Origin of the sequence: Streptomyces sp. WMMC500 (genome assembly GCF_027497195.1) — a bacterium.
In the GTDB taxonomy this organism is placed as follows: Bacteria; Actinomycetota; Actinomycetes; order Streptomycetales; family Streptomycetaceae; genus Streptomyces.
In genome coordinates, this window is record NZ_CP114905.1 from 2,589,191 (window position 1) to 2,610,699 (window position 21,509).

Below are 21,509 nucleotides of genomic sequence, written 5' to 3' on the forward strand. Positions count from 1 at the left end.
CAGCCGCATTGTCGCGCAGGGCCGACTGCCCCGTACAGCAGAGCCGTTCGGCCCTATTCGAGTCCGTATCGTCCGGGGGATGCTGGTTCCGCCTCGGCGACCCGTGGCTGTGGGGGGTGAGAGCCGGTGCGACGCCGCTTCCGCGTCGCACCGGCTCGCCTTCGTTCCGCCCCCTTGCGCGCGGCGTCCGCGCGCCGCCGCGCGACCGCCGCCCTACCGCTCGGAGGGCCCCGCGCTCCCCTCCCGCCAGCGCGGCTCCACCCGCGCCCAGTCGCGCCCCCACTCCTCCGCCCGCCTGCGGTCCAGTCGCACGCGCACCACGGTCCTGCACCCGAACGCCAGGCACCCCACCGCTCCCGCCGCCGCGCCGGCCGCGACGGCGCTCTGCAGGCCGGTGTCCCCCGGGGGCGGCGGCGGGTCCACGGCGTGCCGGCCCGCCGCGTCCGTCCAGATCTCCGTCCTGGCGCCCTTGTGCAGCCCGAAGGACACCCGCGTACGGCCGGTGCGCGCCAGCCCGTCCGCGTCCCGCCAGCGCACCTCGGCGAGCACCTCGCCGCCGGACCACGCGTCGCCCCGGAGCACCGTCAGCGGCGGCGTGTCCTGCAGCAGCACGGCCGTCGTACGCTGCCGCTCCGCGCTGCGGCTGCTCAACTCCGCGTGCACGGCCGACCCGGCGGCCCAGGCGGCGGCGGTACCGCCGAGGGCGAACACCGCCACGGCGCCGAACGCCGCCCAGCCCTCCAGCACGTCCGTACGCCGCCTGAAGGGGTTGCGCCGGCTCCACACTCTGCGCACCGGGCGGTATCCCTCGCGCCCCGGCCCCGCTCCCGCGGCCATCGGCACCCCCATCCGCTTCCCCTACGCACGAGTAAAGGCTCTCCCACCGACTGTCGCACCTCCGGCCCCGTTCCGGCGAGAACCGAGCGGACGCGGGCGCGCGGGTCGTAGCATCCGGGTGCCCGTAAGGTGCCGGTCATGGGTCCGTTCGGCCCTACCCCCGCGTAGCGGTGCCGAGGACGATCGAGCCAGCCCCGCAGGAGCTGAAAGGTGCCCGACGTGACAGAGGAAAGGCAATTCTCGGCGGCCCGCCCCATCAGGGTCTTCCTCGTCGACGACCACGAGGTGGTCCGGCGCGGCCTGCGCGACCTGCTGGAGGCCGAACCCGGCATCGAAGTGGCGGGCGAGGCGGGCACCTTCGCCCAGGCGCTCGCCCGCGGGCCCGCGCTGCGGCCCGACGTCGCCGTGCTGGACGTACGGCTGCCGGACGGCGACGGGATCGGGGTCTGCCGCGAGCTGCGCTCGCGGATGCCCGAACTGGCGTGCCTGATGCTGACGTCGTTCGACGACGACGACGCGCTGCTGGACGCGATCATGGCGGGCGCCTCGGGCTACGTGCTCAAGCAGATCAAGGGCGGCGACCTGGTCTCCGCGGTACGCACCGTGGCCTCCGGGCAGTCCATGCTCGACCCGGCGACCACCGCCCGGCTGATGACGAACCTGCGGCGCGACGACGGCCCTTCGGAGCCGGGGAACGAGGCGCTCGCCGGGCTGTCGCCGCGCGAACTCGACGTGCTGGAGCTGATCGGCGAGGGGCTGACGAACCGGCAGATCGGCCAGCGGCTGTTCCTGTCCGAGAAGACGGTGAAGAACCACATATCCCGGCTGCTCGCCAAGCTGGGCGTGGAGCGCCGCATACAGGCGGCGGTGCTCGCCAGCAAGGCGCACCGGCCGCCGGGCGCGTGACGCCCGCCGTACGCCCCCTCCGCGGGCCGTACGCCGCGCCGGTCAGGCCCGCCCGGGGTCCCGGGCGCCCCCGTCCGTGCCGTCCGCTCCGTCCTCCCGCGCGTCCGCCTGCGCCGCCGGGGCGCCCCGGTCCTGCGCCGCCCGCCGGTCCAGCGGCACCCGCCACACCAGGCGCGTACCGCCGCCCGCCGGAGGGTCGAGCGTCAGCTCGCCGCCGAGCTCCCGGGCCCGCTCCGCGATGTTCGCCAGCCCGCTGCGCCGCCCGCCGGGCGGCAGGCCGCGCCCGTCGTCCGTCACCGTGAGCGCGACGAGGCCCTGTCCCGCGATCACCGTGATGTCGACCGACGACGCGCCCGCGTGCCGGGCGGCGTTGGAGAGCGCCTCGCCGAGCACCGCCACGAGGTGGTCGGCCACCGGCGCCGGCACGTCGGTGTCCAGCAGCCCCTCGGTCCGCAGCGCGGGCGTGAACCCGAGCGTGGCGACCGAGTCCTTGACCTGGCTGAGCACGCGCAGCCGCAGGCCCTGCGCGGTCGCCCCGCGCTCGTGCCGGCGCAGGCCGAAAATCGTGGTGCGGATGATCTTGATGGTCTCGTCCAGGTCGTCGACGGCCCGCAGCAGCCGCTCCGTGCCCTCCTCGTGCGTCACGAAGCGCAGCGCGCTCTGCAGCGTCATGCCGGTGGCGAACAGCCGCTGGATGGCCAGGTCGTGCAGGTCCCGGGCGATGCGGTCGCGGTCCTCGAAGAGCGCGAGCTGCTCGGCGTCCCGGCGCCGCTGAGCCAGCTCCATGGCCACCGCCGCCTGCCCGGCGAAGCCCACGAGGGCGTCGGTCTCCTCCGGGCCGAAGCGCTCGCCGCCCGGCTCGCGGCCGACCAGGAGCACACCCCGCAGCCCGTCGCTGGTGCCCAGCGGCACGGCGACCGCGGGGCCGATGCCGCTGACCGGCAGCACGCTGGCGCGTACCCGCTCGTCGCCGGCCATGTCGTCGCTGATCGCCAGCTCCACCCGGGTGAAGGCGGCGCCGGACAGCGTGCCCTTCATGGGCAGCGTGCGCCCTTCGAGCCCGTCGGCGGCGGTGCCCTGGGCGAGCACGATGCGCAGTTCGTCGGCGCCCTCGGCGGGCAGCGAGACGGTGCCGAGGTCGGCCCTGAGGATGCTGCGGGCCCGGTCCAGCATCAGGCCCAGCACCTCCTGCTCCTGGGCGCCGGAGAGCAGCGTGTTGGTCACCTCGGCGCTGGCCTCGATCCAGCGCTGCCGGCGGCGGGCCTCCTCGTAGAGCCGGGCGTTCTCGATCGCCACGCCCGCGGCCACGGCGAGCGTCGACAGGACCGCCTCGTCCTCGCCGTCGAACTCCTTGGCGCCGCGCTTCTCCGTCAGGTAGAGGTTGCCGAAGACCTCGTCGCGGACCCGGATGGGCACACCGAGGAAGGAGTGCATCGGAGGGTGATTGGCCGGAAAGCCGTAGGAGGACGGGTGGTCCTGGAGCTGATGGATGCGCAGCGCCTCCGGGTGCCGGATCAGCTCGCCGAGCACGCCGTGCCCCTGGGGCAGCGGTCCGATCTGCTCGTACTCCTCGACCGAGATCCCCACGGGGATGAACTGCGCCAGCCGCTCGCCGGGTTCGATCACGCCGAGCGCCCCGTACTCGGCGTCGACGAGCACCACCGCGGCCTCCACGATCCGCCGCAGGACCTGGCGCAGATCCAGCTCCCGGCCGACCGTGAGCACCGCCTCCAGCAGGCTGTGCACGCGGTCGCGCGTGCCGCGCACCTCGTCGATGCGCAGTTGCAGCTCGTCCAGGAGCTGATCGAGTTGGAGCCGGGGCAACTGCCCGCCTCCGTGTCCGCTTGTCGCCATCGCATCCCCCCACAGGACCCCGGGTGGTCAGACAGCACCTCCCTGCACCACGGTAGCCAGGTCGTCACGCTCCGGGAGCCGTTCCCGGTCACCCGAATGCACGATCCGGCGAGAGCCTGCGGAAAGCCTCACGCAGTGTGGAGGCCGTGAGCGGGGAACGAGCCCGCGACGAGGAGACGCGGCGCGCGAGGGGCGCACGTCTGCCCCCGGCCGTACCGTGGGCACATGGCAGAGAACGAGACCCTGGCCCTGCACTCAGCCGCGCTCGACCAGTTCGCCGGGTACGTCCACCAGGTCGGGCCCGACCAGTGGGGGGCGCCCACGCCGTGTACGGACTGGAGCGTGCGCGATCTCGTCAACCACATGACCGTTGAGCAGTTGTGGGTGCCGCCGCTGCTCGCCGGGGACACGGTCGCGGGGGTGGGCGACGAGTACGACGGCGACCAGCTCGGCGACGATCCCGTGGCCGTCTGGGACGAGGCCGCCGCCGAAGCCCGGGCCGCCTTCGCGGAGCCGGTCGCCCTGGCCCGTACCGTGCACCTGAGCTACGGGGACAGCAAGGCCGAGTCGTACTGCGTGGAGATGGCCGTCGACGCCATCGTGCACTCCTGGGACCTGGCCCGGGGCATCGGCGCGGACGACGTACTGCCGCCGGAGCTGGCGGAGTTCGCGCTGGAGCAGGTGGAGCCGCAGGCGTCGATGCTGGCGGCCAGCGGGCTCTTCGCCGACCCGGTGCCGGTGCCGCCCGGCGCGGACGCGCAGACGCGGCTGCTGGGTCTGACCGGGCGCCGCGACTGAGCCGCGCGGGCCCGTTGCGGGGCCGGGGCGTGGTGCAGGCGATCGCGCCGGTCAGGCCCGTTTCAGTCGTCGGTACGGCCGAGACGTTCGAGGACCGCTTGCCGGCCGTCCCGCAGCCAGGAGGTGTCCGGCAGGATTTCCAGGCCCTCGTCGTAGCAGGCCAGCGCCTCTTCCGGACGTTCGAGCGCCGCTAGCGCGGCCCCCTTCCGGCCCCATGCCGTGGCCCGCCAGACGTCGTCGTCCTCCGCCGCCGCGACGGCGCTTTCGTAGCAGGCCAGCTCGTCCTCGTCGTGCCCGTGCAGCCTGGCGTGGATCAGGCCCTTGTGCACCAGCAGCTCCGCCGTGGCCCCGTACAGGCACAGCGCCTTCTCGCAGTACTCCCGGGCCTCCTCGTAGCGCTCAAGGCGGTAGGCGGCGAGCGTGAGATTGCACGAGGTGCTCGGGTCGTCCGGCTCCAGCTCGGCCGCCCGCAGCAGGACGTCGAAGGCCTCCGCGGGACGCGACAGCAGCAGGAGCGTGTTGCCCTTGTTGGCGAGCGCCACGGCAGAGCGTGGCGCCACGGCCAGGGCCCGGTCGAGGTCCACCAGCGCCTCGGCGTGCCGGTACTGCCGGCCGCGCAGCAGAGCCCGGATGACCAGCATGTTCGGGTCACGCGGCCGCAGCTCGACGGCCCGGGAGGCAGCCTCCTCCGCTTCCTCGAAACGTTCCAGGTCTGCCAGCGCGTCGGCCTTGACCCCCCACACGTTGCCGATGTCGGGCCGTATCTCCAGGGCACGGTCGTAGCACTCCAGAGCATCCTCGTGGCGCCTCTGGGCGAGGAACTGGTTCCCGCGGTTCAGCCACGCGCTCGGCTCCCGCGGGTTCAGCCCGACGGCGTGATCGTAGGCGGCCACCGCTTCTCCGGCTCGGCCCAGCCTGCCCAGCGCCATGCCGCGCACCTGCCACAGCTTGCCGAGGACGACATCGCCGTCCCCCTCCCGGCCGGCCGTCCGCAGGCCGTCCTCCACCTCCCCCAGGGCTTCCTCGCAACGGCCGAGATGGATGAGCCCCACCGCCCTGGACACGTACTCCTCGGCGGTCAGGCGCGGGGTCTCGGGAGGCGCCGGCGCGGGGCGGCCGAGCGCTTTCCGGTACACCCCGTCCAGCAGCTCACGCACCGCCGCGAAGTCCGGCGGACGGTTCTCCCGGTCCGCTTCGGTGCACGCACGGATCAGCCGGTGGAGCGGGGTGCGCCGGGTGCGCCAGCCGGCGGTACGGCCGGCGTACGCCCCGGCGGGCACACCGGCGGGCGGCAGCACACCGGTGACCATCTGGAAGAGCACCACGCCGAACGCGTAGACGTCGGCGCGGGTGTCCAGCACGGCGCCGGGGGCGTACTGCTCGGGCGCCATGTAGCGCGGCGTTCCGGCCACCGTCGTGTACAACGCCTGTGCAGCGGCGGGCAGTTCGCCGAGGCCGGGGAGGTCGGCGTCCGCGGAGTCGAAGGCGCGGGCCAGTCCGAAGTCGGTCACGCGCAGCGTGCCGTCGCCCGTCAGCAGGCAGTTCGCCGGTTTGACGTCCCGGTGCACCAGGCCCAGTTGGTCGTGGCCGTGGCGCAGCCCGTCGCACAGGTGCCGGGCGAACCGCAGGGCGCGGGCGGGCGGCAGCGCGCCGGCCGCCAGCAGACCGGCCAGGTCGCCGCCCTCGGCGTACTCGGTGACCACGCAGGGCAGCCCTTCGATCCACTCCACGTGCTCGGCGGGCGCGACGTGCCGGTGCGGGCGCAGCCGTACCCAGGTCAGCGCCTCGCGCTCGAAGCGGGCCCGGTCCTCGTCGCTCCACAGCAGCCGGGTGTCGTAGGTCTTGAGCACCTTGCGCGCGCCGTTGTCGCTGGAGCGAACCACGTAGACAACGCCGAATCCGCCGCGGCGTACCTCCAGCACGGTCCAGTGGCCGATGTGCCGCTGGCTGGCCAGGCGCTGGCCGACCCGGAAGTTCTCCCGCTCCTGTCGTCCGCGGTCCATGCCGTCCAGGCCGGCCACGGCCGCGGCACACGACGGGTCGACGGCCAGGGCACGGGCGTAGGCGCGGCGCGCCATCGCGGCGCGGCCGAGCCCGCGGAGCGCGTCGGCGAGTTCGACGTGCGCCGCGGCCCGGTCGGGGCGCAGGTTCACGGCCGCGCCGAGCAGGCGGGCGGCCTCCTCGTACCGGCCCGCGGCCAGCGCGGCCCGGCCCGGCGCCGCGGAGCGCTCGTAGTCACGTTCGGCGTCAACCGTGTCCATGGCCCTCAGCTTGCCGCACCGGCCTCGGTCGACGACACACGGCAGGCGACGATCGGTTGGTCCGCGGGAAACGCGCTCTAGGACTCCGCGCGCTGCGGGGCCGTGAGTATCGTTCCCTGCGCCACCGCGCACAGTTCGCCGCCGGCCCCGCCGTCCTCGGCAGCCCCGGCGGACGCGGCGCCCGGCGCGACCACGTAGACGTCGCAGCGGCAGACCGCCTGGCGCCGGCCCCCGTGCACCACGTACGCCTCGGCCCGCAGCGTGCCGTCCCTGGCCGGCCGCAGGTACTGGACCGAGAAGCCGCCGGTGATGATCGCCGGGCCCAGGACCGTGCCCGCGGCGAACGTCAGCGCGTTGTCGGCGGCGTAGGCGAGCAGGCCGCCGTGCGCGTAGCCGTACTGCTGCCGCAGGTCGTCGCGGATGTCCACCTCCAGCGTCGCGGCGCCGTCCGCGAACGCGGTGATCCGGGCGCCGAGCAGCCGGCTGAACGGCTGCTCGTCGAGCACCTGCTGCGCGAAGTCGATCCCGAGGTCCGTCATGTGACCCCACGGTAACGGCTGTTGAGCTGGGCTCCTACCCGCGCTCCGGCACCCGCAGCTCGACCCAGGTGCACTTGCCGCGGGGCAGCAGGTCCACGCCCCAGCGGTCGGCGACCTGGTCGATCAGGAACAGCCCGCGCCCGCTGGTGTCCATGTCGCGCACCGGCATCAGACACGGCAGCGCGCGCGACGGGTCGCGCACCTCGATGCGGATCCGGCCGCTCCGCCGCGACATCCGCAGCCCGAACGTGCGCGCCCCGGTGTGCCGTACGGCGTTGCCGACCAGCTCGGAGACCAGCAGCACGGCGTGCTCGGCGAACCGCGGCGACATCCCCCAGTGCCCGACGACGACCGACTCGGCGAGCCGACGGGCGGTCCCGGCGGACTCCGGCCGCGAGGGCAGCCGCACCTCGCCGACGGCCGGGTTGCCCCACAGCTCGACGGGGCCGGAGGGCGCGCCCCCCTCCGCGCCGGCCGGGGCGGCGGTGGGGAAGCTGCGGTAGGCGGGCGAGGGCAGCGGCCGCAGCAGGGGCCCGTGCGGCCGCCGTACGGCGAGGGGCGCCGGGGGGGCCGGCTGTTCCCGGTGGAGTTGCTGGGTGTCCTCAAGGCCCGCCATGGCCTCATGATGGCGCGGACGGACGCCTTTGGGAGCATTTCCGCGCCAACAAGTCCTTCGGAAGCCTACGTTCCGTGAACGCCCTCCGGCATATGCCAGGGTCGTACGGCCCCTACCCCACCCCGCTGAACTGCGCGAACTCCCCGGCAGCCGCCGGCCGCACGGCCCCGGAACGCCGCCATCGCCGAAGTCCTGCTTCGGACGTCCACTACCCCCGGCCGGGGGTAGTGGTCACGCAGCGTCGCCGGCGGCCCGGGGCGGCGGAACCGCCGGCGGCACCCGCGGGGCGGGCTCAGCGGAACTCCGCCTTCCCCGGCCCCTTCTCCACGAAGCTGCGCATCCCGGTCTCCCGGTCCTCGGTGGCGAACAGCCCCGCGAACCAGCTCCGCTCCAGCGCGAGCCCCGTCTCCAGGTCGGTCTCCAGACCGTGGTCCACCGACTCCTTCGCCGCCCGCAGCGCCATCGCGGGCCCCTTGGCCAGCTTCGCGGCCCAGGCGTGCGCCTGCGCGTACACCTCCGCGTCCGCCACCACCCGGTCGACGAGCCCGAGCCTCAGGGCCTCGTCCGCCTTGACCATCCGGCCGGTGAAGATCAGGTCCTTGGCCCGCGCGGGCCCCACCAGCCGGGCGAGCCGCTGCGTGCCGCCCGCGCCGGGGATCAGCCCGAGCAGGATCTCCGGCTGCCCCAGCTTCGCGCTCTCGCCGGCGATCCGGATGTCGGCGCAGAGCGCCAGCTCGCAGCCGCCGCCCAGGGCGTACCCGTTGACCGCGGCGACGACCGGCTTGGGCACCCGCGCCAGCGCCGTGAACGACTCCTGCAGACCGCGGCTCCGCGCGACCATGGCCGCGTGGTCCATCGCCTGCATCTCCTTGATGTCGGCGCCGGCGGCGAAGACCTTCTCGCCGCCCCACACCACCAGGGCGCGTACGTCGTCACGGCCGGCCGCCTCGGCGGCGAGTTCGCGGATACGGTCCTGGACGGCGATGTCCAGGGCGTTCATGGGCGGGCGGTCCAGGCGCAGCGTACCGACGCCCTCGGCGACCTCCAGGTATGCAGTCATGCCACCACACGTTAGCGGTCACTAACGCCGCGGGGCCCGGTGCGCTTGCTCACACGCACCGGGCCCCGCCGTCCGCGTCTACTGCGCCGCGGTCCACTCCTCCCAGGACATGTTCCAGCCGTTGAGGCCGTTGTCCGGGGCGATGACCTCGTCCTTGGCGTTCTTGACCTCGACCACGTCCCCGATCAGGGAGTTGCGGAAGAACCAGGAACCGGGCGTCGACCTGTCGCCGCCGCCGCGCGCGTCGTACAGGCCGATGCAGCCGTGGCTGGCGTTGGCCGAGCCGAAGGTGGCCTGGCCCGCCCAGTAGTTGCCGTGGATGAAGGTGCCGGAGGTGGACAGGCGCTGCGCGTGCGGTACGTCCTTGATGTCGTACTCGCCGCCGAAGCCGACGGTCTCGCCGTCCATCCTGGTGACCTCGAACTGCTCGCTGATCACCATCTTGCCGTTCCACGTCGGCGTGGACGGCGCGCCCGTGGTCACCGGGATGGTCTTGATGACCTTGCCGTTGCGCTCGACCTTCATCTTCTTGCTGTCGGCGTCGACCGTGCTCACCTGGCTGCGGCCGATCTCGAAGCTGACGTCCTTGTGCTGCTGGCCGTAGACGCCGTCCGCGCCCTCGACGCCGTCGAGGCGCAGGCTGAGCGTCACCTCGGTGCCCGGCGCCCAGTACTCCTCGGGGCGGAAGTCCAGGCGCTGGTTGCCGAACCAGTGGCCGTCGATCTCGACGCCGGGGTCGGCGGTGACCTCGATGGCCTCCTCGACCTCCGCGGTGTTCGCGATCGGCTGGTTGAAGTTGATCGACACCGGCATGCCGACGCCGACCGTGCTGCCGTCCTCGGGCGTGAAGTACCCGATGAAGGAGTTCTCCGGCACGACGGTGGTGAACGAGGCGTCCTTGACGGCCTCCAGGCCGTCGGAGTCCTGCGCGACGGCGTGCACCGTGTACTTGGTCTGGGTACGCAGATGGCCGGCCGGCTGCCACACGGCGCCGCTCTTCGAGATCTCGCCCTCGACCTCGGTGCCCTTCTCGTCCGCCACCTTCACGGAGACGAGCTTGCCCTTGTCCGCGGTCACCTTCAGCGCGCCCTGCGTGCCGACCGCCTCGGCGCCGTCCTTCGGCGTGATCTCGACGACGGCCTGCGAGACCTTCTGCTCACCGCCGCCCTGGGGACCCGCACCCCCCTTGCCGCCCTTGCCGCCGTCGTCGTCGTCCCCGCCGTCGGATCCCCCGCACGCCGTCACCAGGACGAGCACGGCGCCGGTCAGCAGCGCCGCCAGGCTGTGCCGGGTACGCACCCTTCGTATCCGCTCCACCTTCAACGCCGCATTCTCCCCTCGGCCACACCGAGCCTGACTTCCCCCGCGCGTGGTCCACAACGCGCCTTTGCGTTCAAGGTATCCCCAGCCACGGAGATGTGACGCCACGCGATTGTCACCGTTCGGTCCCAACTGATGTTCGCCCCGCGGCGCGCTCGCGGGGCGTTAAACCGGTGGCGTCCCGGAGGGCGCCGGGTGACACTGCAACCCGATGACCTCCTCTTCTGCTCCTTCTCCCGCTTCGTCCTCTCCCTCCTCCCCTGCCTCCTCCCCTGCCTCCGCCTCCGCGTCGCCGGCCCTCCCGGAGCCGCCCCGCCGGCCGTTGCGCAGCCGCGAGTTCGGCCTCTTCTTCGTCGCCCGCGCCATCGCCCGGCTCGGCGACATGATGGCGCCCGTCGCCCTCGCCGCCGGGCTGATCATGCACGGGTACGGCGCCGGTGCGGTCGGCCTGGCGATGGCGTCGATGACCGCGTGCTTCGCCGGGTTCGTCATCTTCGGCGGCGTCTTCGCGGACCGGTTCAACGCCCGCGCCGTGATGATCGGCGCCGACGTCGCCCGGATCGGCACGCAGCTCGCGATGGCCGGCCTGTTCCTCTCCGGCGGCGTCGTGCTCTGGCAGGTCTGCGCGCTGTCCGCGCTGAACGGCATCGCCGCAGCGATGTTCCAGCCCGGCGTCGCCGGCGTGATCCCGCGGATCGCGGACGACGTGCAGGGCGCCAACGCCTCCATCCGCACGGCCGAGTCGGCGATGACGCTCGCCGGCCCCGCGGCGGCGGGCGCCCTGGTGGGCCTCACCTCGCCGGGCGGCGTGTACGCCGCGCACGCCGGGACGTACGCCGTGAGCGCCCTCTGCCTGGCGCTGCTGCGGCTGCCGCCGCGCCCGGCGGACGACGCGCCGCCCGCGCGGCTGGCGAGGGGCGGGCGGGGGCGGGCGTTCCGGGCCGACCTGGCGGAGGGCTGGCGCGAGTTCTCCTCCCGCACCTGGATGTGGGCGGTCATCGCGGTGTGGATGGTCTTCATGATCGGCTCCTGGGGCCCGACGGTGCCGCTGCTGGCGGCGGAGGTGGTCAAGGAGTACGGGGCCGGGGCGTACGGCCTCGTGAACTCCGTGATGGGCGCCGGGATGGTCGTCGGCGGGCTGGTCGCGATGCGGCTGCGCCCCGCGCACCCGCTGCGCGCGGGGTCGGTCGCCATGCTCGGCTTCGGCGCGCAGCCGGCGGCGGTGGGGCTGGCGCTGCCGGTGCCGGCGATCGCCGGGGCGATGGCGGTCTCCGGGGCGGCGCTGGCGTTCTGGGGCGTGATGTGGGCGACGAGCGTCCAGACGCAGGTGCCGCCCGCGGCGCTGAGCCGGGTCAACGCGTACGAGATCGCCGGCTCGGTCGCCATGCTGCCGGTCGGCAACGCGCTCGCCGGGCCGGCGTCGGGGGCGTTCGGCGCGCACGAGGTGCTGGTGTTCAACGGCGTGCTGGCGCTGCTGGCGGCGGGCGCGCTGCTGTCCGTACCGGCGATACGCAACCTGCGCAGAGCCGACGGCGTGCGAAGAGATCCCCGTATGACCGACAGGTCGGGAGAAGGGAAAACAGGGTGAGCGCTTACCCTGCCCTTACGTAGGCTCGGAGGCGATGCCTGCCGCCGCGACACACACAGAAGAGCCCGAGCCCGCCGACTCCCCGACCGCCGCCGCTACCGGCCCCGACCTCGAAGAACCGCCCGCGGGCGGCGCGGAGGACCGCTCCGCGGTGCGCTCGCTGCTGCGCCTGTGGCCGTACGTGCGCCCGGTGCGGGTACGGCTGTTCTCGGCGGCCGGCGTGGCGATCGTCGCGTCCTGCATCGGACTGGTGATCCCGCTGGTGCTCAAGTGGCTCGTGGACGGCCCGGTGGCCGACCGCGACCCGGCCGGCGTGTGGCTCGGCGGGCTGGTCATCCTCGTGCTCGGCATCGCGGAGGCGGCGCTGTTCGGCTTCCGCCGCTGGCTGGTGGCCCGCCCGCTGGCCGGGGTGGAGGCGGCGATGCGGGCGAGCCTGTACCGGCACCTGCAGCGGCTGCCGGTCTCCTTCCACGACCGCTGGGCCTCCGGCCAACTGCTCTCCCGCGGCACGACTGACCTCCAGCTCATCCGGATGTTCCTGGCCTTCCCGCTGACGTTCCTGGTCGTCAACGGCACCACCATCGCGGTCGGCTGCGCGGTCCTGCTCGCGCAGGAGTGGACGCTCGGGCTGGTGCTGCTGGCGCCCGTGATCCCGCTGGTGGCGCTCTGCTCGTCCTTCGAGCGGCGCTTCTTCGGCGCCGCGCGCCGGGCGCAGGACCAGGTCGGCGACCTGACGACGGTGGTCGAGGAGGCGGTGCTCGGCATCCGCATCGTCAAGGGCTTCGGCCGGCACCGCAGCCAGGCGCAGGCATTCCGCCGGCTGACCCGTGAGCTGCGCGCCACCGAGTTGCACAAGGCGCGGCTGCTGGCGGGGATCTGGGCGCTGATCATGACGCTGCCGGAGCTGGCGATCGGCGCGGCGCTGGTGCTCGGCACGGTGCAGGTCGCGGACGGCGACCTGTCGGCGGGGACGCTGGTGGCGTTCCTGTCCACGGCGATGGCGCTGCGCTGGCCGGTGGAGTCGATCGGGTTCCTGCTGGCGATGTGCAACGAGGCGGCGACCGCGGCGGACCGCTACTTCGAGGTGATGGACGAGCCGGAGGCCGACGCGGCGGACCGCAAGGCCGCCGCGGGCGCCTCGGGCACCGCACACTCCGGGGCCTCGGCGGACCCCGGCGCCCCCGCGCCCCCCGCCGTCCCCGCGCAGCGCACCGCGTCCCCGCCCGGGCCAGGACCGGAGCCCCCGCCCTCCGCCGCCGACGGCATCCGCTTCACCGGTGTCGTCTTCCGCCACCCCGACGCCGGGCCGGACACCGCGCCCGTACTCGACGGCATCGACCTGCACGTGCGCTCCGGCGAGACCCTCGCCCTCGTCGGCGCGACCGGCAGCGGCAAGACGACGCTCACCGCGCTCGTCCCGCGCCTGTACGAGCCGACCGCCGGCCGCGTCAGCCTCGACGGCCGCGACATCACCGCCCTCCCCCGCGACGAGCTGCGCGCGCTGGTCGCCGTGGCGTTCGAGGAACCGACGCTCTTCTCCGCCACCGCCGGCGCGAACGTCCTCATGGGCTCGTACGAGGCCGAGGAGCACGACCTGCTGCGGGCGCTGGACATCGCGCAGGCGGACTTCGTCCACCGACTGCCGCACGGCCACCGCACGGAGGTCGGCGAGCAGGGACTCAGCCTCTCCGGCGGCCAGCGGCAGCGGCTCGCGCTGGCGCGGGCGATCGTGGGCCGGCCGCGCTTCCTCGTGCTCGACGACCCGCTCTCGGCGCTCGACGTGCACACCGAGGCGCTGGTGGAGGCCGCGCTGCGCCGGGTGCTGGCGACGACCACGGCGCTGGTGGTGGCGCACCGGCCGTCCACGGTGCTGCTCGCCGACCGGGTCGCGCTGCTGTCCGGCGGCCGGGTCGCGGCGGTGGGCACCCACGACGAACTGCTGCACGGCAGCGCGGAGTACCGCGCGCTGATGGCCGGCGTGACGGAGGAGCGGACACCGGACGCGGACGCGGCCGGGGCCGCGCACGGCGAGGAGGGGGAGCGGCGATGACGGCGACGGTCACCGAGAGACCCGGCGGCGAGGAGCCGGACGACGACCGCCCGCGCCCGCGGAGCGACCCGTTCGACCAGGACCTGCTGCCCGCGCCGGACGGCGCGTCCCGCACGCTGCTGGGCTCCCTGCTCGCCCCGCACCGGCGCCGGGTCGCCGCCGCGGCCGTGCTGATCCTGCTGCAGCAGGCCGCGGTGCAGGCAGGCCCGCTGCTCGTCGCGTACGCCATCGACCACGCCGTGCCCGCGCTGCGGCGCGACGACCACGGCCCGCTGATCGCCGTCGGCGTCGCGTACGCGGTCTGCGCGCTGGCCTCCGGGCTGCTCCAGCACACCTTCGTGCGCGCCGCCGCGCGCATCAACCAGGACGTGCTGCTCGACCTGCGCGGGCGGATCTTCCGCCACGCGCAGGCCCTCGACGTCGACTTCCACGACCGCTACACCTCCGGCCGGCTCATCTCCCGCTCCACCAGCGACGTGGAGTCGCTGCGCGAGCTGCTGAGCGAGGGGCTGCAGGAGCTGATCGTCGTCGTGCTCCAGGTGGTGTACATCGCCGCGCTGCTGCTCTGGCTGGACCTGGGGCTCGGCGGGGCGGCGCTGCTGTCGTTCGTGCCGCTGTACGCGCTGATCCGCAGCTTCCAGCGGCGGTCGATCAAGATCTACACCAAGCGGTCGACGGCCATCGCACAGGTGATCGTGAAGTTCGTCGAGACGATGAACGGCATCCGGCCCGTCCAGGCGTTCCGCCGGGAACGGGCGAACGACGAGGACTTCGACCGGCTCAACGGGCACCACGAGCGGGTCAACGGCGACTCCATCCTCGAGATGGCCCGGTACGTCGTCTCCTCCCGGCTGACGGCGAACTTCGCGGTCGCCGCGATCGTGCTGTGGGGCGCGTACCGGGTGGCGGAGGACGAGCTGGCGCTGGGGGTGCTGGCCGCGGCGGTGCTGTACCTGCGGCGGCTGTACGACCCGATCGACCGGCTCGGGATGTTCCTCAACTCCTACCAGTCGGCGGCGGCGTCGCTGCAGAAGATCGCCGGGCTGCTGGCGCAGCGGCCGGGCGTGGCGGAGCCGGCGGAGCCGCGCCCGCTGCCGGCGCGCCCGGAGGGGCTGCCGGGCCGGGAGGTCCGCTTCGAGGAGGTCGGCTTCTCCTACCGTACGGGCGGCGAGGTGCTGCCCCGCTTCGACCTGACGGTGCCCGCCGGGCAGACGGTCGCGGTCGTCGGCTCGACGGGGGCGGGGAAGTCGACGCTGGCCAAGCTGCTGGCGCGGTTCTACGACCCGAGCGCGGGCCGGGTCCTGCTGGACGGGGTGGACCTGCGGGAGATCGGGAACGCGGAGCTGCGGCGCGCCGTCGTGATGGTCACGCAGGAGGCGTTCCTGTTCTCGGGCACGGTCGCGGAGAACATCGCGATCGGCCGCCCGGAGGCGACCCGCGAGGAGATCGAGGCGGCGGCGAGGGCGCTGGGCGCGCACGAGTTCATCACGGCCCTGCCGGACGGCTACGACACCGACGTACGCAAGCGCGGCGGCCGCATCTCGGCGGGCCAGCGCCAGTTGGTCGCGTTCGCCCGCGCGCTGCTGGCCGACCCGGCGGTGGTGATCCTCGACGAGGCCACGTCGTCGCTGGACATCCCCGGTGAACAGGCGGTCCAGCGGGCGATGCGGACGGTGCTGCACGGCCGCACGGCGGTGGTCATCGCCCACCGCCTTTCGACGGTGGAGATCGCGGACCGCGTCCTGGTGATGGCCCAGGGCCGCATCGTGGAGGACGGCCCCCCGGCCACCCTGATCGCCGACCGCGGCCGCTTCGCGGCGCTGCACCAGGCGTGGCAGGACAGCACCCTGTGACCTCCGGCCGGGCCGCCGGGCCGCGGCCGGCCGCCGCTACAGCGCGCGCAGCCAGGCGCCGAGCGCGGCGAAGTCCGCGTCGGTGAGTCCCCGGCCGGGGTCGACGCGGTGCAGCAGGGCCCGCTCCGGATGGTGGGCGCCGACCCAGTCGCGGTCGGCGTCGGTGATCTCGTCGTCCACCCAGGCGAACGGACGGCCGGCCGCCCAGTCGACCAGGAGCGGGGTCTTCCAGTGCGGCCCGCCGCGTCCGGGCCCGCCGGCGTGCTCCGGGATGTCCACCACCGGCAGCTCCGGCAGGCCGAGGAGCGGGGCGACGCTCTCGTTGGCGTCGGCCTGCCAGGTCGTGGCCCACACCAGCTCGCACGGGAGCGCCGCCAGCCGGGGCCCGTCCGCCGGCTCGACCCGGGCCAGCAGCGGGTTCCCCGTGTCCGGCGCCGGCGGCGGGACGCGACCGGGGCGGCCGTGCCAGGTGGGTCCGAACGGGATGAGGGGGCCGTCGACGTCAAGAAAAAGCAGCGGACGTACGAAACCGATCACACCCGAACGCTAGGACCTGTCGTCAATCTCCCGCCACCGGCGGCCCCCAACGGGCCGGGTCGGGGTGCGGTTCGGGGGTGGGAGCGCGAAGGTGACCGGTGAAGGTGCACAGCGTGTCTACTCTGGCACGCTCCGTGACTGAAATGCTATTCTTCGTTCCGGCTTTCACGCCATGAAAGTTGACGATTCCCTCTCCGGTAACCGCAGCTCAGCGCACGCGTCACTGGACTGGACCATAAAGGGTGGCGGTCCCCCCTTCTCAGGCAGGCGTTCCTATGCGTCACTCTTGTCGTGTTCGCATCAGAACACCGGTCTGTCCGTACAGCAGCACCAGCACCGCCTCTCCCCACCCCCACAGAGCACACGAGTGCCAGGAGGCCGCGATGCACGTGAACAGATCACTGACCCACCGCCTCTTCTCGCGCCGCGCCGGCCGCACCCGCGCCGGCGCCGCCGTCGTCCTCGGCGCATCCCTCGCCCTGGTCGCGGGGCTCACCGCACCGTCGGCCGCGTCCTCGCCTGCGGACGACGCCGACAGGAAGAAGAAGAACCCCGTGCCGCTCGGCCACGCATACATGGGCATGGGCGTGGACGCGGACCAGTCGTCCCCTGACGTCAGCCCGAGGGACCACACCAGCGGCGTGCAGGGCATCGACGTCTCGCACTGGCAGGGCAGCATCAACTGGACGTCGGTGCGCAACGCCGGCATCCAGTTCGCCTGGATGAAGGCGACCGAGGGGACGACCTACAAGGACCCGCGGTTCAACACCAACTACCCGGCGGCGTACCGCGCCGGCGTCATCCGCGGCGCCTACCACTTCGCCCGGCCGAACTCCTCCAGCGGCGCCGCCCAGGCCAACTTCTTCGCCTCCAACGGCGGCGCCTGGTCCCGCGACAACCTGACCCTGCCCGGCGTGCTGGACATCGAGAACAACCCCTCCGGCTCCGCCTGCTACGGGCTCTCGCAGTCCGCGATGCGCAACTGGATCCTCGACTTCTACAACACCTACAAGTCGCGGACCAGCCGTGACGTGGTCATCTACACCAGCCCGAGCTGGTGGAACAGTTGCACCGGCGGCTGGAACGGCATGTCCTCGCGCAGCCCGCTGTGGGTCGCGCACTGGACCTCCGCGCACAACCCGTCGCTCCCGGGCGGCTTCCCCTTCTACACGGTGTGGCAGTACACGAGCACCGGGCGGGTCTCCGGCATCTCCGGCAACGTCGACCGCAACAAGTTCAACGGTTCGCGCGCCCGGCTGCTGGCGCTGGCGAACAACACCCCGTAGCCCGGGGAGCGCAGGCGACGAAGGGGCCGGCCGGGCCGACGGCCGGCCCCTTCCGCGTGGGCCCCGGACAGCGAGGGGTCACAAAAGATGAAAGTTGCTCTACTCTTCCGCCATGTCGTGGACGCGTAAGGTCCGAACGGCGCTCCTCCCGCTCGTCGCGCTGGGCGCGCTGCTGCTCACCACCGCCCCCGCCGCCGCCCACGAGGAGCGCCCCGTCGCGTTCCCCGACGGCTCTGGCAGCGTGCCGGAGTACCGGGACGAGGAGCCCGACCTGCTGGTCTGCAAGCCCGGCCGGGCCGGCTTCGAGGCGCGGATCGCCGACTTCCCCGCCGCCCTGCGCGCGCGCAACCTCCGGCTCTACGAGCGCTGCCGCGACCGCGGCTACGAGCATCTGCAGCAGGCCGTCGACGCCGTCGACGAGTCCGGTATGACCATCGCCGTGCTGCCCGGCGTCTACCTGGAGGAACCGAGCCGGCCCGGGCCCGGCGGGGCCTGCGCGCGGCTGAAGGCGCCGCGGTCCGACTTCGGGTACCAGATCCTGTCGTACGCGCAGCAGAAGCGCTGCCCGCACAACCAGAACCTGGTGGCGATCATGGGCAAGCGCAACCTGCAGATCGAGGGCACCGGCGCCGACCGCGGCGACGTCGTCATCGACGGCCAGTACCGCAAGCTCAACGTCATCCGCGCGGACGCCGCCGACGGCGTCTACTTCCGCAACTTCACCGCCCAGCGCTCCACGTTCAACTCGCTGTACGTGCTGGCCGCCGACGGCTTCGTCATCGACGACGTGCTCACCCGCTGGAACGACGAGTACGGCTTTCTGACCTTCGCCTCCGACCACGGCCTGTACCGCGACTGCGAGTCGTACGGCAACGGCGACTCCGGCATCTACCCGGGCAGCGCCTCCGACATCAACGAAGGCCGCGGCTACGACGTGCCCCGCTACGCCATCGAGATCACCGGCTGCCGCAGCCACCACAACATGGTCGGCTACTCCGGCACCGCCGGCGACTCCGTCTGGGTCCACGACAACGAGTTCGACCACAACATGGGCGGCGCCTCCATGGACAGCGCCTTCCCCGGCCACCCCGGGCTGCCGCAGAACCACGCGAAGTTCGAGCGGAACCTGATCCACGACAACAACCAGAACTACTACCCGTACGTCGCCGACGGCACCTGCGCCAAGCCGCCCGCGGAACGCGGCTACGAGCAGGGCGTGGTCTGCCCGCAGATATCCATGCCGCCCGGCACCGGCATCATCACCGCGGGCGGCAACTGGAACATCTACCGGGACAACTGGATCTACGGGCACCAGCGCGCGGCGTTCTACCTCAACGCGGTCCCCGCGTTCATCCGCGGCGAGGGCGCGCTCGGCAAGCAACTCGACACCTCGCACCACAACCGCTACGCCGGCAACCACCTCGGCGTCGACCGGGCGGGCAACGAGCGGCCCAACAAGACGGACGTGTGGTGGGACGGGCAGGGCGAGGGCAACTGCTGGCAGGGGGACGCGGGGGCGAGCAACCCGCGCACGCTGCCGGAGTGCGGCGCGCGGCCGGGCGACGTCTCCGGCGGCTCGGACCGGATCATCGGCGAGCCGGTGAAGCTGGCGCAGTTGCTGGTCTGCGCGGAGTACGACGTGCAGGCGCGGAAGCTGCCCGCGGGGTGCGACTGGTACGGGGCGCGGGGCATCGAGCGGATCGAGGTGCAGATCGCGCTGGCCGTGGCGGTGGTGCTGGGGCTGGTCGGCGGGGTGCTGTGGTGGCGGCTGCTGCGGCGCGACGCGGTGGCCGCGGGCGCGGCGGTGGCGGGGGCGGCGGGGCTGGTGCTCGACGTGGTCGGGTCGGCCTCCTCGTACGCGCACACGTGGGTGCCGGTGATCGCGCTGGTGCTGACGGGCGCGTGGTGGACGGCGACCGGGCTGCGGCTGCGGGTCCGCCTCGGCGGCGGGCGGCCGGGGTTCACGGGCGTCACGGTGGCGATGGGCGTGCTGACGCTGCTGGACGCCTTCGACAAGGCGGTGCTGCTGATCCCGTGGATCCCGCTGAGTCCGGCGTGGCTGCGGACGCTGCTGGGGCTGGTGTGGGTGGTCTGGGCGGTGATCGCGGTGGCCAGGCGCGCGCCCGCGGCCGACCCCGTGTCCGACCCGGCGGCGGATCCCGAGGGCGACCCGCCGCCGGACCCGGAGGCCGGAGCGCGGCCGGGCCGCCCCGCGGCCGGCCCGGCCCCGGAGGCCGGCCTCGCATGAGCCGGCGCACTCCCGCCCCCGCGGTCTCGCCCGCCGCCCGTACCGGCGTCGCCGCCGCGGCGCTTCTGCTGGTCCTCGCCGGCGGCTGCTCCCGGGGCGACACCCACCACGAGCCCGGCACCGGCCACGAGGTCGCCACCGGATCCGTACCCCCCGCCACCGACGTCCCCGACCGCGGCGCCGACGGCTCGGACGCGGGCGCCGGCACCACCGTCGAGATCGCCGTACGGGACGGGCGGGTCAGCCCCGCGCCGGGACGCGTCGAGGTGGGACCCGGCGAGCGCGTCACGCTCCGCGTCACCAGCGACACCGACGACGAACTCCACGTCCACGGCTACGACGAGACCGCGGTACTGCGCGCCGGCGAGCCCGCCGAACTGGCGTTCACCGCGGACCGCACCGGGATCTTCGACGTCGAGACGCACGGCTCCGGTCTCGTCCTCACCCAGCTCATGGTGCGCTGATGCCGCTCGCCCACGGCGTCGGCGGCACCCAGGACCTGCCGATACCCGCCTTCTACGCCTACGCCGGCGGCTTCGCCGCGCTACTCGTCTCCTTCCTCGCGCTCGGCCTCCTCTGGCCCCGGCCCCGCTACGCCGGCGCCACCGCCGGACGCCCCCTGCCCCGCGCCGTCCAGCGCCTCGCCGCCGCGCCCGCCCTGCGCCGCACCGCCGCGGGCGCCGGACTCGCCGCCGCCGCGTTCGTCGTCGGCCACCTGCTCCTCGGCCCCGACGACCCCGACCGCAACCCCGCGCCCGGCGCGGTCTACGTCCTCCTCTGGGTCGGCCTGGTCCCCGCCTCCCTCCTCCTCGGCCCCGTGTGGCGCCTGCTCAACCCCCTCCGCACGCTCCACGCCCTGGCCTGCCGCGCCCTGCGCCGCGACCCCGCGGCCGGCCGCCCGTTGCCCGGGTGGGTCGGCCAGCGGCCCGCCGCCGCCGGGCTGCTGGCGTTCACCTGGCTGGAGCTGGCCGCGCCAGAACCGGCCGCCACCGCCTCCCTGTCGGCCTTCCTCGCCGCGTACGCCGCCGTCCAGCTCACCGGCGCCGCGGTCCACGGCGACCGCTGGTTCGCGCGGTGCGACCCCTTCGAGGCGTACAGCGCGCTGCTCGCCCGGCTTGCGCCCGTCGGCCGCCGCCCCGCCGACGGCGTGCTCGTCGTGCGCTCCCCCCTCGCCGGCCTCGACGCCACCCCCGCCGTGCCGGGGCTGGTCGCCGTGCTGTGCGTCCTCGTCGGCTCCACCGCCTACGACGGCTTCTCCGCCGCCCCCTCCTGGATCGACACCCTGCAGACCTCCTCCCTCGGCCGCACCCCCACCGCCACGCTCGGACTGGTCACCGCCGTCGCCCTCGTCGCCGTCCTGTACGCGCTCTGCGCGGCGGCCGTACGCCTGGTCTCCGGCCGCCTCGCCCACCCGCTGGCCGCCTTCGCCCACTCCCTCCTGCCGATCGCGCTCGGCTACCTCGTCGCCCACTACTTCACCCTCTTCGTCACCGAAGCCCCCCGTACCGTCTCCCAGGCGTGGGGCACTGACGACCCGCCCCCGGCCGAGCCCCCGCTCTCCCCCGGTGGCCTCGCCGCGCTCCAGGTCGCCGCCGTCGTCACCGGCCACGTCCTCGGTGTCGTCGCCGCCCACGACCGCGCCGTCCGCCTCTTCCCGCCCGCCCGCGCGGTCGCCGGCCAACTGCCGCTGCTCGCCCTGATGGTGTGCTACACGGTCGGCGGCCTGACCCTCCTGCTGGCCGCGTAGCACCGGAGG

At 74.0% G+C, this 21,509-nt stretch carries 17 protein-coding genes; 9 read left to right on the forward strand and 8 right to left on the reverse strand.

Annotated features, from left to right (window positions below):
• Positions 1–213: 213 nt before the first annotated feature.
• Positions 214–795, reverse strand: a complete 582-nt coding sequence (locus tag O7599_RS10530; RefSeq protein ID WP_281621871.1) for a hypothetical protein — start codon at positions 793–795, stop codon at positions 214–216.
• A 252-nt stretch (positions 796–1,047) separates the two neighbouring features.
• On the opposite strand from O7599_RS10530, the gene O7599_RS10535 reads away from it, so the two are divergent.
• Positions 1,048–1,743, forward strand: coding sequence for a response regulator transcription factor (locus tag O7599_RS10535; protein WP_281621872.1), 696 nt, complete (start codon positions 1,048–1,050; stop codon positions 1,741–1,743).
• A 42-nt stretch (positions 1,744–1,785) separates the two neighbouring features.
• Here O7599_RS10535 and O7599_RS10540 read toward each other — a convergent pair whose 3' ends face one another.
• Complete coding sequence (locus O7599_RS10540; RefSeq protein WP_281621873.1) at positions 1,786–3,597, reverse strand: GAF domain-containing protein; 1,812 nt, start codon at positions 3,595–3,597, stop codon at positions 1,786–1,788.
• 225 nt (positions 3,598–3,822) lie between these two features.
• Between O7599_RS10540 and O7599_RS10545 the strand changes: the two genes are divergently transcribed.
• Positions 3,823–4,395 (forward strand): TIGR03086 family metal-binding protein, encoded by a 573-nt coding sequence (locus tag O7599_RS10545; RefSeq protein WP_281621874.1) that lies wholly within the window; start codon positions 3,823–3,825, stop codon positions 4,393–4,395.
• A 62-nt stretch (positions 4,396–4,457) separates the two neighbouring features.
• On the opposite strand, the gene O7599_RS10550 is transcribed toward O7599_RS10545, so the two are convergent.
• The 5 genes from O7599_RS10550 to O7599_RS10570 all read right to left on the reverse strand — a co-directional run bounded on the left by O7599_RS10550 (position 4,458) and on the right by O7599_RS10570 (position 10,194).
• Positions 4,458–6,656, reverse strand: coding sequence for a tetratricopeptide repeat protein (locus O7599_RS10550; RefSeq protein ID WP_281621875.1), 2,199 nt, complete (start codon positions 6,654–6,656; stop codon positions 4,458–4,460).
• Positions 6,657–6,733: 77 nt separating this feature from the next.
• Complete coding sequence (locus O7599_RS10555; RefSeq protein WP_281621876.1) at positions 6,734–7,195, reverse strand: PaaI family thioesterase; 462 nt, start codon at positions 7,193–7,195, stop codon at positions 6,734–6,736.
• 34 nt (positions 7,196–7,229) lie between these two features.
• Entirely contained in the window at positions 7,230–7,811 is a 582-nt protein-coding gene (locus O7599_RS10560; RefSeq protein ID WP_281621877.1) for an ATP-binding protein, read from the reverse strand.
• Positions 7,812–8,103: 292 nt separating this feature from the next.
• Positions 8,104–8,871, reverse strand: a complete 768-nt coding sequence (locus O7599_RS10565) for an enoyl-CoA hydratase-related protein (protein WP_281621878.1) — start codon at positions 8,869–8,871, stop codon at positions 8,104–8,106.
• A gap of 78 nt (positions 8,872–8,949) precedes the next feature.
• On the reverse strand, positions 8,950–10,194 hold the full coding sequence (locus tag O7599_RS10570) for an Ig-like domain-containing protein (RefSeq protein WP_281621879.1): 1,245 nt from the start codon (positions 10,192–10,194) through the stop codon (positions 8,950–8,952).
• Between the two features lie 319 nt (positions 10,195–10,513).
• On the opposite strand from O7599_RS10570, the gene O7599_RS10575 reads away from it, so the two are divergent.
• Genes O7599_RS10575 through O7599_RS10585 form a run of 3 tightly spaced genes read left to right on the forward strand, consistent with a single transcriptional unit; the run spans position 10,514 to position 15,682 of the window.
• Complete coding sequence (locus O7599_RS10575; RefSeq protein WP_348652601.1) at positions 10,514–11,779, forward strand: MFS transporter; 1,266 nt, start codon at positions 10,514–10,516, stop codon at positions 11,777–11,779.
• A gap of 34 nt (positions 11,780–11,813) precedes the next feature.
• Positions 11,814–13,829 carry an ABC transporter ATP-binding protein gene (locus O7599_RS10580; protein ID WP_281621881.1) on the forward strand — a complete coding sequence of 672 codons (2,016 nt, stop codon included), beginning with the start codon at positions 11,814–11,816 and terminating at the stop codon, positions 13,827–13,829.
• A complete protein-coding gene (locus O7599_RS10585; protein WP_281621882.1) occupies positions 13,826–15,682 on the forward strand; it encodes an ABC transporter ATP-binding protein in 1,857 nt (618 codons plus the stop codon). Before O7599_RS10580 ends, O7599_RS10585 begins: the two co-directional genes overlap by 4 nt.
• Before the next feature lie 36 nt (positions 15,683–15,718).
• Here the strand turns inward: O7599_RS10585 and O7599_RS10590 are convergent, their stop codons facing one another.
• Positions 15,719–16,219, reverse strand: a complete 501-nt coding sequence (locus O7599_RS10590) for an HAD domain-containing protein (RefSeq protein WP_281621883.1) — start codon at positions 16,217–16,219, stop codon at positions 15,719–15,721.
• A 383-nt stretch (positions 16,220–16,602) separates the two neighbouring features.
• On the opposite strand from O7599_RS10590, the gene O7599_RS10595 reads away from it, so the two are divergent.
• The 4 genes from O7599_RS10595 to O7599_RS10610 all read left to right on the forward strand — a co-directional run bounded on the left by O7599_RS10595 (position 16,603) and on the right by O7599_RS10610 (position 21,500).
• On the forward strand, positions 16,603–17,505 hold the full coding sequence (locus O7599_RS10595) for a lysozyme (protein WP_281621884.1): 903 nt from the start codon (positions 16,603–16,605) through the stop codon (positions 17,503–17,505).
• A gap of 112 nt (positions 17,506–17,617) precedes the next feature.
• A complete protein-coding gene (locus O7599_RS10600) occupies positions 17,618–19,753 on the forward strand; it encodes a right-handed parallel beta-helix repeat-containing protein (RefSeq protein WP_281621885.1) in 2,136 nt (711 codons plus the stop codon).
• Positions 19,750–20,217 (forward strand): hypothetical protein, encoded by a 468-nt coding sequence (locus O7599_RS10605; protein ID WP_281621886.1) that lies wholly within the window; start codon positions 19,750–19,752, stop codon positions 20,215–20,217. The genes O7599_RS10600 and O7599_RS10605 overlap by 4 nt, the downstream gene beginning before the upstream one ends.
• Positions 20,217–21,500 (forward strand): hypothetical protein, encoded by a 1,284-nt coding sequence (locus O7599_RS10610; protein ID WP_281621887.1) that lies wholly within the window; start codon positions 20,217–20,219, stop codon positions 21,498–21,500. Before O7599_RS10605 ends, O7599_RS10610 begins: the two co-directional genes overlap by 1 nt.
• The last annotated feature ends 9 nt before the right edge of the window (positions 21,501–21,509 follow it).